Genomic DNA, 13428 nt, shown 5'->3' with positions numbered 1-13428 from the left:
GGGTGGGCGTGCACAGACTCGAGCAGGTGGGGATCGTCGTCCTCGACGCCATCGTGGTCGCGTTGCCGACGGCGTTGCACGGCTGGCCGACCACGCTCATGGGGAACGTCTTCACCGCCGTGCTGCTGGCGAGCGGACTCACGCTGCTGTGGTGGCGTGACCACCCTCGTCTGGTCGCCATCTCAGGTGGCGCGATGTGGCTGTTCCTCGCGCTGCTCGGCGACTACGGCTGGTTCCCCGACACCGCCTTCGCGATCATGGTGCTGCTTGCGACGGTCACAGCACTGGCCTGGTCCGGCCGGGCCGCCTGGGTGGTCGGGGGCGCGTTGGCGGCGTACCTGTTCGTCCTCTGGCTTGTCCTCGGCAGCACCAGTTGGGTCGCATTGGGGATGTTCAGTGTTCCCGGCTTCTTCGCCGGCACGATCCTGCGGCTCCGTCAGGAGGCCGCGGACGAACTCGCGCAGCGCGGCCGGGAGTTGGAGGAGGAGCGTGAACTCTTCGCCGAGCTGGCCGTCCGGCACGAGCGGGCGCGCATCGCTTCGGAGCTGCACGACATCGTCGGCCACGCGATCAGCGTCATGGTCATCCAGGCTGCGGCCGGGCAGCGACTGGTCGACCAGGATCCGGAACGGGCCAAGCAGGCCTTCTCTGCCATCGCGGAGTCGGCGCGGCGGGGCCATGACGACTTGCAGCGGCTCGTCGAGCTGCTCGGCGGAACCGAGGTCGCCGAGCCGGATCTGTCCCTGATCGAGGAGGTCGTGACCCGGGCCGCTCGGGGCGGGCTGGACGTGTCCTGCCGGTTCGAGGGCGAACGCGACGGCTTGGCCGCTCCGACCGCCCATGTCGCCTTCCGTGTCGTCCAGGAGAGCTTGACGAACGCGCTCCGCTACGCACCGGGCGCCGCCGTACGCGTGCTGGTCAACGGGTCAGGTCGCGAGGTGACCGTGAGCATCGAGAACGACCACTCGATCCAGGAGCGGCCGGGGCTGGCCGGTACGGGTCGCGGGCTGGTCGGCCTGCGGGAGCGGGTGCAGGAGCTGGGTGGCCGGCTGGTCACGGGACCGATCCCCGGGGGCGGTTGGCGGGTCGCGGCGACCCTGCCGGACGGTCGCCGCGGTGGCGATCGCGGGAGTTGACCGGGCAGCGTTGCCGGGGCGTCGTCAGTTGGTGCTGACCGGGCGGCCGGAGGTCTGCCAGGCGTGCATGCCACCGTCAAGGTTGATCGCCTCGCGGCCGAGCTGGTTCAGGAACTGGGTCGCCATCCCGGACCGGCCGCCGACCGCGCAGACGCAGAGCACCTTCTGGTCCAGCGGCACCTCACCGACCCGCTCCTGCAGTTCGCCGAGCGGGATGTGGTTGGCACCCTCGATGTGGCCGCGGTCCCACTCGTCCGGCTCGCGCACGTCGAGCACGAATGTGTCCGCCAGCAACGCGTCGTCGAGATCGGCCACGACGACCGAGGGAATCTCCTGGTTCTGGAACATGCGACCAAGCATGTCAGATCAGCAGCCTCCCTCCGTAGGTTCCACCGAGGAGGGTTGGGAATGCGATTGCCCGAGGTGTGGGACAACGCATTGACACCGGCCGCCGGATTGCGGACCGTGGCTCGAAGGAGGCGCGGCCGTGGCACTGATACAGGGGATCCCGGGGGAATTCGAGCCGCAGCCCTGGGGCGAGGCAATTCTGCGGAGTCGCGAACTGCTGCTGCTCCGGATCGCCCGCCGGCCACCCGACCACGAGGTCCGCCTGCCCGGCCTGGCCACCACCCCGCTGCACGTCGTCGAGGACCGCACCGGCAAGGCCCTGACGTGGCGGCACGACGGCGACGACCTGATCGTCCGGCTGCCCGACTCAGGCGAACCGCCGCTCGTCCGGGTCGCCCTGCAGGGCAAGCTCCGCATCGTCCCGCCGGACACCGTCACCGCCAACGCCGACGGCGTCTGGGACGTCACCCCGACCGGCCCGACGGCCCACCTGGTCGCCCGCCGCTCGGCGGACGTCGCCGTACGCTTCCTCGGCCCGATGGACCCGGACGCCCAGCAGCACATCCGGCTGGCCGGCCGGAGGTACGTCGTGTCCGGTCATCAACTGCTGCGGTCGACGATCGGCCCGTTCCCGATGCCGGCCCGACGCGTGCTCCCGCTCCTCGTCCCCACCGGCGTACGGCGGATGCTCGTCGCGCCGGTCGGCACTGTGCTGGCCTCGATCCACCCGGGGACCTCGGGCGAGCTCACCGTCCTGGTGACGAACTTCGGCCGCGGGCGAGCGCGTGGCGAGGTCGTGCTGCCGCTGCCGACCGGGTGGTCCGCCACCGACCGCGAGTGGACGTTCGACGATCTCGCGGCGGGCCGGTCGATCGGCTGGGCGACCCGCCTCGCCGGACCGCCAGGTGCCCACGAACTGCAGCTCCGCCTCGAGGCCGGCCGCCGCTCGGCATCGTCACCGTACGTCATCCACCTGTGACTGGATTCGCCTACTTGAGCAGCTTGGACAGGCGGCGGTCGGCCAACGGCTTGCCGCCTGTCTGGCAGGTGGCGCAGTACTGCAGTGAGGAGTCGGCGAAGCTCACCTCGCGGACGATGTCACCGCAGACCGGGCACTTCTCGCCCTTGCGTCCGTGCACCCGCAGACCGGACTTCTTCTCCGACTTCAGATCCTGTACGGCGAGGCCGGCGGAGCGATCCACCGCGTCCTGGAGGGTCTCGCGCATCGCGTCGTACAGGGTCTTCATCTCGTCCTCGGAGAGGTTGGACGCCGGCTTGAACGGGCTCATCTTCGCGACGTGCAGGATCTCGTCGGAGTACGCGTTGCCGATGCCGGCGATGACCGACTGGTTCCGCAGGACGCCCTTCAGTTGGACCCGGCCCTCCCGCTTGAGGATGGCGCCGAAGTCCTCGAGCGACAGCGTGAACGGATCCGGCCCGAGCCGCGCGATCCCCGGCACCTCGGCCGGGTCGCGGACGACGTACACCGCGAGCTTCTTCTGCGTGCCCGCCTCGGTCAGGTCGAACCCGGAGCCGTCGTCCAGCACCGTCCGCAGCGCGATCGGGCCCTTCCCGGGCCGGACCAGCGTCGTCGACTGCTCCTCTTTCCACCGCAGCCATCCGGCCCGCGCCAGGTGGATCACCAGGTGCACGCCCTGCGCGGAGATGTCCAGGAACTTCCCGTGCCGCTGCACGTCGTCGATCAGCAACCCGACCAGCGCCGAGATCGGCGGGTCGTAGGTTTTCAGCGCGCTGATCGCCGTGATGTCCGCGCGCACGAACGCCTGCCCGACGGCTCGCTCCCGCAGGAACCCCGCCAGCGACTCCACCTCCGGCAACTCAGGCACGAACCCAGTGTGCCCGATACCAGGGACACTTTCCGGGGTTCCGGGGGGAACCACCTATGGAAGCGGGTTGGCCCAGGCGGCTACCGTCGGTGGCAACAGAGCAGGGAGGTCCCCCATGGGATTCGTGAAGACGCTGGTGAAGGGTGCCGTCGTCGCCAAGCTGGTGCAGGTCGCGCAGCGTGAGCTGAGCAAGCCGGAGAACCAGCAGAAGATCAAGGAAGCCTTCCAGAAGGTTCAGCAGAAGCGCGCTCACTGAGCGGGTTTGTGCGCCTGCAGGGTGTAGGTGGCGGCGAGACGATTCGGATGCTCCGTCAGCCGCCACTCGCCCGCGGCGTCCTCGGTCATCAGGCCGGGCAGGGCGTTCCAGGGCGCACTGTCGTGCTCGGTGAGTGAGTCGAACGTCAGCCCGGCGCCCTGGACCGCGGTGATGATCTCGGCCAGGCCGTGGTTCCACTCGTGCGTCAGGTTCACGGTGAACACCGCGTCGGTTTCGACGTACGTCCCGCCCTCGTCCCAGACGATCGGCTCGGGCGTCTCGAAGTACGGGTGCCTCAGCACGGGCTCCTCGAGGCCTTCACCGGCCAGTGCCCACAGCATCGGGTGGCCCTCGCGGACGAAGAGCCGCCCACCGGGCTTGAGCAGTCCGGCGACCGTGCCCGCCCAGCGCCGGATGTCGGGGAGCCAGCACAGCGCGCCGATCCCGGTGTAGACCAGGTCGTACGACGACGCGCCGAGCACCTCGACCGCGTCGTACACATCAGCCACGTGGAAGTCCGCGGTCAGCCCGAGTCGATCGGCCAGCGACTGCGCCTGCTCGACCGCGGGCGCCGAGAAGTCGAGGCCGCTCATCCGCGCCCCCAGCCGCGCGAGGGACACCGTGTCAGTGCCGATGTGGCACTGCAGGTGCACCCCGCGCAGCCCGGCGATGTCGCCCAGCCGAGGGATATCGAACCGGACCACCCCGCTGAGGTACGACGGATCCTGCTCGAACGACGCCACCCGGTAGTCCGGCGACGCCACATGCGCCGGAACCCGCTCGTCCCAGCTGGCCCGATTCACATCCCGGTAGTCGGTCACGGTTCGAACTGTCGCACACCGCGACCGCGGCTCAGAACGGATTTACTGGAACGCCGTGGTCCAGATCCGCGCCTTGTAGAACTGCGCCCCCGACCGGGTCCGGTCCGGCGAGGCGGAGAAGCGGACCGTCTTGTTCGCCCAGTCCCTCGGCTGCGTGCCATCCCCGCGGATCGAGACGACCTCGCCGGAGGAATGCTTCACGTACGACTTCACCCGCGACTCCGACGAGATCTTCCGGGTCCGGAACGACCCGCCGTCGGTCAGCAGCTCGTACACACCCTTGGTCGACGTGATCAGCATCTTCTGGTGGTTGGTGTAGTCCGGCTGCAGGTCGTGGCCCAGGTTTCCACTGCCCAAGCTGAAGTGGGCGGCGTACTTGAGCCGGGTGTTCCGCTTGCTGCCCATCACGGCGTAGTGGCTGAACCGGTTCTTCCCCACCACCCAGAGCAGCTCGTACGTCGGGTCCCACAGCACACCGTGCGCACCTGGGTAATCCACGGTCTGCACCTTGGCCAGACTGCCGAGGCTGCCGACACTGCTCGGCGCGTACAGCGTGAGCTTGCCGTCGGAGCTGGCCACGATCACCGAGCCGTTCCCCGGCACCCGCTCGATCGCGTGCGGATTCCCGCCCGGCGTCGCACTCCAGGCCACGTCGTTCAGCTCGGTGTTCTTCTCACTGCCGATGTTCACGATCCCGGCCTTGCCGCCGGACGCGGCCATCAGCGCGATCCAGCCCTGCGCCGCGGTCTCGCGGATCTTCACGTCGGACAGGTTCGACCAGGCTCCGCCGCCAGGGCTGAAGCTCCAGTGCACATTAGCGTCCGAGAACGCCTTGTTCTTGGGGAAGACGAGGACCTTGTTCTTGGTCTGCTCGGTAGTCGCGACGTAGTAGTTCGCTGCCACCGCCGCCTGTGCGCCCTGCTGCCCCAGTAGCGTGATCGCCGGCGCGCCTACGGCCGCCGCGGCCAGCCCCTGCAGGAACGTCCTCCGGTGCATTCAGATCCTCCTCAGGTTGGTAAGCCCTTTCAGTCGGTACTGACGCCACCGACGGTCCCGGGGTTCCCTCCCCAAAGGAGACCGCCCGGGGCAGGAACCCCGGGCGGTCTTGGTATGACTCAGGCCGCGTGGCGGCCGTGGTGGGTGGTGAGGCGAGCGCGACGGATCGCGTGCACGGTCCCCGCGGTCGAGGCGGGCTTGTGGTTGAAGGGCTCGGCTGCGCCACCGAGGGCGAGCAGGTCGAGCTTGGTCCGGGCCAGGTCGCGGTCGTCAGCGATCCACGTGCCCTCCGCACCGGTCAGACCGGTGGAGTGGCGCTTGTTGCTGATCTCCAGAGCCGCGATCACGGCCAGCACGAGTACTGCGAGAACGATGTATCCGGTCATGGCAGTAATCATGCTACCAACTAGATCCAGCCACCATTGGCACTATTGACATACTTCCACAAATTACTGCCATACTGGCTGCATGCTCCGAAAGATCGCGGTCGTCCTGATGGAGGACGTCGCCATGTTCGAGTTCGGCGTGGTGTCAGAGGTGTTCGGAATCGACCGGACCGACGACGGTGTGCCCGAGTTCGACTTCAAAGTGTGTTCGACCAAGCCCGGTGAGCCACTGCGGAGTAGCAGTCACTCCTCGGTGATCGCGCCGTACGGGCTGGAGGAGCTCGAGGACGCCGACCTGGTCGCACTGCCGGCGACGACCTGGCGGGAGGAGTACGACGAGCGCATCCTCGACGCACTCCGCCAGGCGGCGGCCCGCGGGGCGATCCTGCTGACGGTCTGCTCGGGCGCGTTCGTGCTCGGCAAGGCGGGTCTGCTGGACGGTCGGCCGTGCACGACGCACTGGCGCTACGAGAAGCTGTTCCAGGAGCAGTTCCCCCTGGCCAAGCTGGACGCGGACGTGCTGTTCGTCGACGACGGCAACATCATCACGAGCGCCGGCACCGCGGCCGGCATCGACGCCTGCCTGCACCTGGTCCGCCGCGAGCTCGGCAGCGCGGTCGCGACCCGGATCGCCCGCCGGATGGTGGTCCCGCCGCAGCGCGACGGCGGTCAGCGGCAGTACGTCGAGGTCCCAGTGCCGGAGTCGTCCGGGGAGAGCCTGCAGCCGGTGCGCGACTGGATGGTCGACAACCTGACCATCGAGCACACCGTGCCCGCGCTCGCCCGGCGGGCGCAGATGTCGGAGCGAACCTTCGCCCGGCGGTTCGTCGCCGAGACGGGGACGACGCCGGTGAAGTGGGTCACCACGCAGCGCGTCCTGCGCGCCCGGACGCTCCTCGAGCAGACCCGGATGGGTATCGAGCAGATCGCGACCGAGTCGGGATTCGGGACGGCGGCTCTGCTACGGCATCACTTCCGTAGGGTGGTGGGCGTGCCACCACAGGACTATCGCCGCACGTTCCAGACCGCCAGCTGATGGTCGCCTACCGCAACGCCGTCGCGGCCGATGCCGATGACGTGATGAAGTTCTGGGCCACCGCCGCTGAGGACTCGCACCGCCCGCCGGACTCGGCCGACGCCGTACTGCGGCTGATCGCGCGCGATCCGGAGGCGCTGATCCTTGCCGTCGACAACGATATGGTCGTCGGCTCGATCATCGTCGGCTGGGACGGCTGGCGCTGTCATCTCTACCGACTCGCCGTCGCGCCGACCCATCGCCGCCAGGGCATCGGCCGCGAACTGGTCGCACGGGCCGAGGCCCGATTCACGGCGTACGGCGGGACCCGCGCCGACGCGATGGTCCTCGACGACAACAGCCAGGCCCACCGCGTCTGGTCAACCGCCGGGTACGCACCCCAGCCCGAATGGTCCCGCTGGGTCAAGCCACTCTGATGACCCATTGCTGCTCGGTCGGCGAGCTGGCAGGTGCAGCTCGACAGGACGTATACGCCCACTGCCGGCGACCGGACGTCTTCACACGCTTGGCAGCTGGCGCACTCGCCGGACAGTAGGCGTATACGTCCTGTCGAGACGACCGGACCCTCCTCCGCGCTCGCCAGAATGGTGTCCGATCCGTCGACCGTTCTGCCCGATCTACTTGACATCGGATACTCATCCTCGAATACTCGATATCGAGTACTTGAGATCGAGGGGGGTCTGTCGTGGCGAAGCGCAAGGTGGGGAACCCCCTGGCGTTCGCCGTGCTCGGGAGTCTGGGCGAGCGGCCGATGCACCCGTACGAGATCTCGACGATGCTCCGGGCCCGCGGCAAGGACCAGAGCATCAAGGTGAACTACGGCTCGCTCTACTCCGTCGTCGGGGCCCTGGAGAAGCACGGCTTCATCGAGGCGCTGGAGACGGTCCGGGAGGGCAACCGACCGGAGCGCACGGTGTACCAGATCACCGCGGCCGGCCAGGCCGAGTTCTCCGACTGGCTGACCGAGCTGATCGGGACGCCGACCCGCGAGTTCCACCCGCTCGAGGCCGGCCTGGCCTACCTGCCCGGCCTGCCACCCGACCGCGTGCTCGAACTCCTCGACCAGCGCCTGACGACGATCGACGCCGAGATCCGGGAGCTGACCGAGCTGCACGACCAGATGGATTCCGTGGAGTTCCCGCGCATCTTCTGGATCGAGTCCGAGTTCCGGCTGAAGCTGCTCGAGGCCGAGTCGGCGTACGTTCACCAGCTCGCCGCGGAGATCCGCTCGGACGCTCTCGGCGGCTCCGCGTTCTGGCGGCTGGCCTGGAAACACTTCGAGGAGGACGGCATCACCCCGACCGAGCAACTGAAGGATCCGGTCAAGTACTTCGGCACGGACTTCGCCTGGATGAAGGCGATCCCACCGGAAGCCCACTGAATAAACGGCCCTCGACCACGGTGCGGCAACACCAGGGTCAAGGGCCGCGGTTCCTCGAGTCGGTCCGAAGACCTGGCACCCAAGGCGCAATCACAGGATAGGCCAGGCCGGACCGGCTCCCAGCACCCACAAAGGGAGTCACCTGATGGCTACGCATGCCCTCGAAGCGGTCGACCTGGTCAAGACGTACCCGGCCGGCCGGAAGAAACCACCGCTCCGCGCGCTCGACGGACTCACGTTCAGCGTTCCCGACGGCGTCGTCCTCGGCCTGCTCGGCCCGAACGGCGCCGGCAAGTCCACCACCGTCAAGATCCTCACCACGCTCTCCCGGGCCGACTCCGGCCGGGCGCGCGTCGCGGGGTACGACGTGGTCGGCCGCCAGGACCAGGTACGACGCTCGATCGGCTACGTGCCGCAGAAGTCCAGCTCCGACCCGATGGCGACCGGCATGGAGAACCTCGTCCTCAGCGGCCGGATCTACGGCCTGTCGCGGCCATCAGCGGTGCGGCGCGCCACCGAGTTGCTGGAGCGGTTCGACCTGACCGAGGCCGGCGATCGCCAGGTCAAGACCTACTCCGGTGGCATGCAGCGCAAGCTCGACGTGGCGCTCGGCCTGGTCCACCGGCCGCGGGTGCTGTTCCTCGACGAGCCGACCACCGGCCTCGACCCGGAGGCGCGCGCCGACCTGTGGAACGAGGTCAGCCGGCTGTCCGGCGCGGAAGGCCTGACCGTGCTGCTCACGACGCACTACCTGGAGGAGGCGGACCGGCTGGCCGGTCAACTCGCCATCGTCGACCACGGCAAGATCGTTGCCGAGGGCACCCCGGAGGCCTTGAAGGCAGAGCTCCGCGGCGACTCGGTGCACGTCGAATTGGTCGATCCGGACCTCGACGGCAGCGTCCGCACGCTGCTCGGACAGCTGTCCGGCATCGGCGCGATCGTTGTCGAGGGCAACGTGCTGCGACTCCGGGTCGACCACGGTGCGACCGCGGTTCCCGCCGTACTGGGAGCCCTTGAGGACAAGGCGGTTCCGGTCACCGCGGTGACTGTGTCGCGGCCGTCGCTGGACGACGTGTACCTGCGCTATACCGGCCGCTCGTTCCGGGAAGCCTCGCTGGAAAGGGAGGCCGCGTGATGGCCACTCTGACGGCAACGCGTCCGGTTGCGGCCCAGCGCCGTACCGGATTTCTTGCGCACACTCGCTTCATCACGGGCCGTTGGCTGCGGGCGTCGTACCGGCAGCCGGCTCTGATCGCGTTCACCCTGATCCAGCCGGCGATCTGGCTGCTGCTGTTCGGCCAGCTCTTCAAGGGCGTGGTGAACATCCCGGGCTTCAGCGACTCGTCGTACATCGCCTTCCTCACGCCCGGCATCGTGATGATGACCGCGCTGATGACGAGCGGCTGGAACGGTACGACGTTCATCGCCGACATGGAGCGCGGGGTGATGGACCGGTTGCTCGCGTCGCCGGTCAGCCGGGGCGCGCTGATGGCCGGGCAGTTGATCAGCAACGCGACCACGACGCTGATCCAGACCGTCCTGGTGTTCGCGATCGGCATCGCCGCCGGCGCGCGGTACCACGGCGGCGCGGCCGGCTACCTGGTGACGATCGGGGTGTCGATGCTGGTCGGGATCGCGTTCGGCTCGCTGTCCAACGCGGTCGCGCTGCTGACCCGGCAGCAGGAGGCGCTGATCGGGATCTCGCAGTTCGTCTCGCTGCCGCTGACCTTCATGTCGTCGATCATGATCGACCCGGCGGTGGCGCCGCACTGGGTCAACGTGGCGGCTCGCTACAACCCGGTCGACTGGGCTGCCATCGCCGCCCGCCAAGCCCTGTCCGCCGACCCGGATTGGTCGTCGGTCGTCCGGCACAGCGCCTACCTGCTCGCGTTCACGCTCGTCGTCGGCTGGGCCTCGACCCGCGCCTTCCGCACCTATCAGCGCTCGGTCTGAGCCACTGTCGGGCCCTCGCCGGATTCAGCCGGCGAGGGCTTCGGCGTACCAGGGCTTGATGACGTTGTCGATCAGGGCGAGGCGTTGGTCGAAGGGGATGAAGGCGGACTTCATCGCGTTGATGGCGAACCAGCGGAAGTCGTGGAGGCTGTAATCGAAGGCTTCCGCGAGCAACGCCAGCTCCCGGCTCATCGACGTACCACTCATCAACCGGTTGTCCGTGTTCACCGTGACCCGGAAGCGCAGCTTGGCGAGCACGCCGATCGGGTGGTCGGCGATCGACTCGGCGGCGCCGGTCTGCAGGTTGGAGCTCGGGCACATCTCCAGCGGGATCCGCCGGTCCCGGACGTACGCCGCCAGTAGCCCGAGCTCGGCCTTCTCCCCAGCCTCGTCGTACGTGATGTCGTCGATGATCCGTACGCCGTGACCCAGCCGGTCGGCGCCACACCACTGGATCGCCTGCCAGATCGACGGCAGACCGAACGCCTCGCCGGCGTGGATGGTGAAGTGCGCGTTCTCGCGCTGCAGGTACTCGAACGCGTCCAGGTGGCGGGTGGGCGGGTACCCGGCCTCTGCGCCGGCGATGTCGAACCCGACCACGCCCACGTCGCGGTACGCGACCGCCAGCTCCGCGATCTCCATCGACCGGGCCTTGTGCCGCATCGCCGTCAGCAACTGCCGAGCCACGATCGGCCGATCCGCGGTCGCCATCCCGTGCTCGAACCCTTCGCGGACTGCTTCCACCACCTGCTCGAGCGTCAACCCGGCAGTCAGATGCTGCTCCGGCGCGTACCGCACCTCGGCGTACACGACTCCATCCGCGGCCAGATCCTGCACACACTCACTGGCGACCCGCGTGATCGCCTCCGCGTTCTGCATCACCGCCACTGTGTGATCGAACGTCTCCAGATACCGCTCCAACGACCCCGAATCCGCCGACTCGACGAACCACTCGGCCAGTTCCCCCGCATCCCCCCGCGGCAACCGATGCCCGATCTCCCGCGCCAACTCCACAACGGTCCCCGCCCGCAACCCACCATCCAAATGGTCATGCAAAAGAACCTTCGGCGCCGCATTGAGCTGCTCAGGCGTAATCATCCCGCCATCTTCGCAGGCACCCCGCCAACCTCAAGGACATCCGAGCCTTCGCGTCGCCTGGCCGGATTTGTGCAACGCGGCGTTGCACCTTGCATCGCCACGAGGGCCAGCTCAAGCCGGCGTTCGGAAGTCGCGGCGATTCCCGGGTGGGAATTGAGGGTGGGTGGGGGGTGGACGCACCGTTGGGGGGTGGAAACGATGAAGAGCTATCACATTCAGTACGGCGGCGGCCTCGAGAGTTTGCGGTTGCGTGAACATCCCGTGCCGGAGCCCGGGCCGACCGAGGTGCTGGTGCGGATGCGGGCGAACTCGCTCAGCTCGCGTGAGCTGAACATCCTGCGCGGCCGCTATCCGCTTCCGGTCGCCGACGACATCATCGCCGCGTCCGACGGGGCTGGTGAGGTGGTCGAGGTGGGCGGCGAGGTCGACCGTTTCCAGGTTGGGGATCGCGTGATGGGCGTTGTGTTCCAGCGGTGGTTCGACGGGCGCTTCGACCTCGCTCGCGCCGACCAGCTGGGCGGGTCGCTCAACGGTCTGCTGACGGAGTACGCCGTACTCGACCAGGAAGGCGTCCTACCGATCCCCGATCACCTCACGTACGAAGAGGCGGCGACGCTGCCGTGTGTGGCAGTCACCGCGTGGAACGCGCTGGTCGGCGGGCAGGGGCTGGTGCCTGGCGAGCGAGTCCTGACCCTGGGTTCGGGTGGTGTGTCGCTGTTCGCGGTGCAGTTCGCCAAGCTGCTCGGTGCTCGAGTGATCGCGACCGCCGGCACTGACGAGAAGGCCGCGCGCCTGACCGAGCTCGGTGCCGACGCCGTTATCAACCACACCACCACGCCTGACTGGGCGAAGCAGGTCCGTGAACTGACCGACGACCGCGGCGTCGACCACGTGGTGGATGTGGCCGGCACTCTGAACGAGTCGCTGCGCGCTACTGCGACCGGCGGCGAGGTCGCCTTCGTCGGCTCACTGGGCGGCGCCGACCCGATCGACGCCCGCCTCCTCTTCACATCCTCCGTCACCCTCCGCCCGATCGCGCTGGGCCACCGCGCCCACTTCCAGGCAATGAACAAGGCCATCGCCGCAGCCGACCTGCACCCCGTCATCGACCGGGTCTTCCCCTTCGACCAAACCCCCGCTGCCTTCGCCTACTACGCCAACGGCGGCGGCTTCGGCAAAATCGTCATCTCCCACGCCGCCTGACCCTCACCCCCCAACTCCAGCCGGACGGACCCCAGCAGCTGGCGACTCGCGAGTCGAGTGACAGTTCACTCAGGCCGCAGGCCTGCATCCACCGCGGGGCTCGGCCATCCTCCCCTGGCTCGCCCCGCAGCCACCCGGGCTCGGCCACACCCCCCCAGCTCAACCCGCGTCCCGTCCAACCCAGCCCGCGTCCGCCCGCCCGACCCGGCTCACATCCACCGCGCGGAGCGACTCGCATCCGCCCCAGGGGCGTCGCGGGGCGGCCGGGTGCGGGGGCGGCCGGGTGCGGGGGCGGCCGGGGCGGCCGGTCGAGACCATCACGCCGGTCGCCCTCGGTCGCGATCGGCGTCCGCGCTGAGGCGACAACTGCTTGGGTCGGCGCGGTTCAGCAGGTGGGTCGGGTGACTAGATGGCGTGGATTCGGAAGACGGGGACGCCGGGGGCGATGTGGTGGAGGACCTCGTCGGGGGAGTTCTTGTCGACGTCGCCGCCGAAGAAGGTGCCGACCTCCCAAGCCCACTTCTTGAGGTACAGACGGAGCATCGGGGTCTTGTCGGCGTCGGCGATCTCCTCGGCGCGGAAGGTTTCGACCTTGCGGCCGAGTTGGAGGCGGGCGTCCTTGGTGGCGCGGAGGTTCTTCACCCACTGGGTGTGACCGCGGGGGGCGACCAGGTAGCGCTCGCCGTCGAGGACCAGGAGGTTGACCGGCGTACTGCGCCACTCGCCGGACTTGCGGCCGCGGACCGAGAGGACCCGGCTGCCCATCAGGCTCAGGCCGAGCTTGGTCATGCGGGCGACGATCCGGTTGAAGACCCGCATGCTGCCCTCGGCCGCGGTGATCACGCGCTTGCTGTCGTAGGTCTGCTTGTACTCCGGCATCGTCGTGCCCTTTCTTCGTTTCGAGAGCGGTGCTCTCTGTTGAGATCAGTGAACACGGAAGCAGTGCTCCTTGTCAAGAGCACTGCTC

The 13428-nt window shown here is 68.6% G+C and carries 16 protein-coding genes; 9 read left to right on the top strand and 7 right to left on the bottom strand.

What is annotated here, in order from left to right:
- The first annotated feature begins 8 nt into the window (after positions 1–8).
- Positions 9–1136, top strand: coding sequence for a sensor histidine kinase (locus OG876_RS12670; protein ID WP_328525021.1), 1128 nt, complete (start codon positions 9–11; stop codon positions 1134–1136).
- A gap of 24 nt (positions 1137–1160) precedes the next feature.
- Here the strand turns inward: OG876_RS12670 and OG876_RS12665 are convergent, their stop codons facing one another.
- Positions 1161–1484, bottom strand: coding sequence for a rhodanese-like domain-containing protein (locus OG876_RS12665; protein ID WP_328525020.1), 324 nt, complete (start codon positions 1482–1484; stop codon positions 1161–1163).
- Positions 1485–1623: 139 nt separating this feature from the next.
- On the opposite strand from OG876_RS12665, the gene OG876_RS12660 reads away from it, so the two are divergent.
- Positions 1624–2463 carry a hypothetical protein gene (locus OG876_RS12660; RefSeq protein ID WP_328525019.1) on the top strand — a complete coding sequence of 280 codons (840 nt, stop codon included), beginning with the start codon at positions 1624–1626 and terminating at the stop codon, positions 2461–2463.
- A 10-nt stretch (positions 2464–2473) separates the two neighbouring features.
- On the opposite strand, the gene OG876_RS12655 is transcribed toward OG876_RS12660, so the two are convergent.
- Positions 2474–3331, bottom strand: a complete 858-nt coding sequence (locus OG876_RS12655; protein ID WP_328525018.1) for an Fpg/Nei family DNA glycosylase — start codon at positions 3329–3331, stop codon at positions 2474–2476.
- Between the two features lie 115 nt (positions 3332–3446).
- Between OG876_RS12655 and OG876_RS12650 the strand changes: the two genes are divergently transcribed.
- The gene (locus OG876_RS12650) at positions 3447–3587 is read left to right on the top strand and encodes a hypothetical protein (RefSeq protein ID WP_328525017.1); all 141 of its coding nucleotides are present in this window, start codon (positions 3447–3449) and stop codon (positions 3585–3587) included.
- Here the strand turns inward: OG876_RS12650 and OG876_RS12645 are convergent.
- The 3 genes from OG876_RS12645 to OG876_RS12635 form a co-directional block, all read right to left on the bottom strand.
- On the bottom strand, positions 3581–4408 hold the full coding sequence (locus OG876_RS12645) for a class I SAM-dependent methyltransferase (RefSeq protein WP_328525016.1): 828 nt from the start codon (positions 4406–4408) through the stop codon (positions 3581–3583). The two genes, OG876_RS12650 and OG876_RS12645, sit on opposite strands and share 7 nt — an antisense overlap.
- A gap of 42 nt (positions 4409–4450) precedes the next feature.
- Positions 4451–5404, bottom strand: a complete 954-nt coding sequence (locus OG876_RS12640; RefSeq protein ID WP_328525015.1) for a DUF6528 family protein — start codon at positions 5402–5404, stop codon at positions 4451–4453.
- A 119-nt stretch (positions 5405–5523) separates the two neighbouring features.
- A complete protein-coding gene (locus OG876_RS12635) occupies positions 5524–5790 on the bottom strand; it encodes a hypothetical protein (protein WP_328525014.1) in 267 nt (88 codons plus the stop codon).
- Between the two features lie 82 nt (positions 5791–5872).
- Between OG876_RS12635 and OG876_RS12630 the strand changes: the two genes are divergently transcribed.
- The 5 genes from OG876_RS12630 to OG876_RS12610 all read left to right on the top strand — a co-directional run bounded on the left by OG876_RS12630 (position 5873) and on the right by OG876_RS12610 (position 10160).
- Positions 5873–6826: a GlxA family transcriptional regulator gene (locus OG876_RS12630; protein ID WP_328525013.1), complete on the top strand. Its 954-nt coding sequence runs from the start codon at positions 5873–5875 to the stop codon at positions 6824–6826.
- Complete coding sequence (locus tag OG876_RS12625; protein WP_328525012.1) at positions 6826–7242, top strand: GNAT family N-acetyltransferase; 417 nt, start codon at positions 6826–6828, stop codon at positions 7240–7242. The genes OG876_RS12630 and OG876_RS12625 overlap by 1 nt, the downstream gene beginning before the upstream one ends.
- Positions 7243–7511: 269 nt before the next feature.
- Positions 7512–8207, top strand: a complete 696-nt coding sequence (locus OG876_RS12620; RefSeq protein WP_328525011.1) for a PadR family transcriptional regulator — start codon at positions 7512–7514, stop codon at positions 8205–8207.
- 145 nt (positions 8208–8352) lie between these two features.
- Positions 8353–9342 (top strand): ATP-binding cassette domain-containing protein, encoded by a 990-nt coding sequence (locus OG876_RS12615; protein ID WP_328525010.1) that lies wholly within the window; start codon positions 8353–8355, stop codon positions 9340–9342.
- Positions 9342–10160 carry an ABC transporter permease gene (locus tag OG876_RS12610; RefSeq protein ID WP_328525009.1) on the top strand — a complete coding sequence of 273 codons (819 nt, stop codon included), beginning with the start codon at positions 9342–9344 and terminating at the stop codon, positions 10158–10160. The genes OG876_RS12615 and OG876_RS12610 overlap by 1 nt, the downstream gene beginning before the upstream one ends.
- Positions 10161–10184: 24 nt before the next feature.
- Here OG876_RS12610 and OG876_RS12605 read toward each other — a convergent pair whose 3' ends face one another.
- Positions 10185–11258 carry an adenosine deaminase gene (locus OG876_RS12605; RefSeq protein ID WP_328525008.1) on the bottom strand — a complete coding sequence of 358 codons (1074 nt, stop codon included), beginning with the start codon at positions 11256–11258 and terminating at the stop codon, positions 10185–10187.
- A 198-nt stretch (positions 11259–11456) separates the two neighbouring features.
- Between OG876_RS12605 and OG876_RS12600 the strand changes: the two genes are divergently transcribed.
- A complete protein-coding gene (locus OG876_RS12600; RefSeq protein WP_328525007.1) occupies positions 11457–12461 on the top strand; it encodes a zinc-dependent alcohol dehydrogenase family protein in 1005 nt (334 codons plus the stop codon).
- Between the two features lie 405 nt (positions 12462–12866).
- Here the strand turns inward: OG876_RS12600 and OG876_RS12595 are convergent, their stop codons facing one another.
- Positions 12867–13340 (bottom strand): nitroreductase family deazaflavin-dependent oxidoreductase, encoded by a 474-nt coding sequence (locus OG876_RS12595; protein ID WP_328525006.1) that lies wholly within the window; start codon positions 13338–13340, stop codon positions 12867–12869.
- Between the last annotated feature and the right edge of the window lie 88 nt (positions 13341–13428).

Source organism: Kribbella sp. NBC_00359 (genome assembly GCF_036097425.1).
Taxonomy (GTDB): domain Bacteria; phylum Actinomycetota; class Actinomycetes; order Propionibacteriales; family Kribbellaceae; genus Kribbella.
The sequence above is the reverse complement of the archived record's forward strand: the minus strand, read 5'-3'. Positions and strand labels throughout refer to the sequence as shown.

What these genes read in the sequence shown, in the direction of transcription:
- OG876_RS12665 (WP_328525020.1), bottom strand. Translation starts at nt 1,484, where the DNA reads ATGTTCCAGAACCAGGAGATTCCCTCGGTCGTCGTGGCCGATCTCGAC.
- OG876_RS12650 (WP_328525017.1), top strand. Translation starts at nt 3,447, where the DNA reads ATGGGATTCGTGAAGACGCTGGTGAAGGGTGCCGTCGTCGCCAAGCTG.
- OG876_RS12640 (WP_328525015.1), bottom strand. Translation starts at nt 5,404, where the DNA reads ATGCACCGGAGGACGTTCCTGCAGGGGCTGGCCGCGGCGGCCGTAGGC.
- OG876_RS12635 (WP_328525014.1), bottom strand. Translation starts at nt 5,790, where the DNA reads ATGACCGGATACATCGTTCTCGCAGTACTCGTGCTGGCCGTGATCGCG.
- OG876_RS12630 (WP_328525013.1), top strand. Translation starts at nt 5,873, where the DNA reads ATGCTCCGAAAGATCGCGGTCGTCCTGATGGAGGACGTCGCCATGTTC.
- OG876_RS12625 (WP_328525012.1), top strand. Translation starts at nt 6,826, where the DNA reads ATGGTCGCCTACCGCAACGCCGTCGCGGCCGATGCCGATGACGTGATG.
- OG876_RS12615 (WP_328525010.1), top strand. Translation starts at nt 8,353, where the DNA reads ATGGCTACGCATGCCCTCGAAGCGGTCGACCTGGTCAAGACGTACCCG.
- OG876_RS12610 (WP_328525009.1), top strand. Translation starts at nt 9,342, where the DNA reads ATGGCCACTCTGACGGCAACGCGTCCGGTTGCGGCCCAGCGCCGTACC.
- OG876_RS12605 (WP_328525008.1), bottom strand. Translation starts at nt 11,258, where the DNA reads ATGATTACGCCTGAGCAGCTCAATGCGGCGCCGAAGGTTCTTTTGCAT.
- OG876_RS12600 (WP_328525007.1), top strand. Translation starts at nt 11,457, where the DNA reads ATGAAGAGCTATCACATTCAGTACGGCGGCGGCCTCGAGAGTTTGCGG.
- OG876_RS12595 (WP_328525006.1), bottom strand. Translation starts at nt 13,340, where the DNA reads ATGCCGGAGTACAAGCAGACCTACGACAGCAAGCGCGTGATCACCGCG.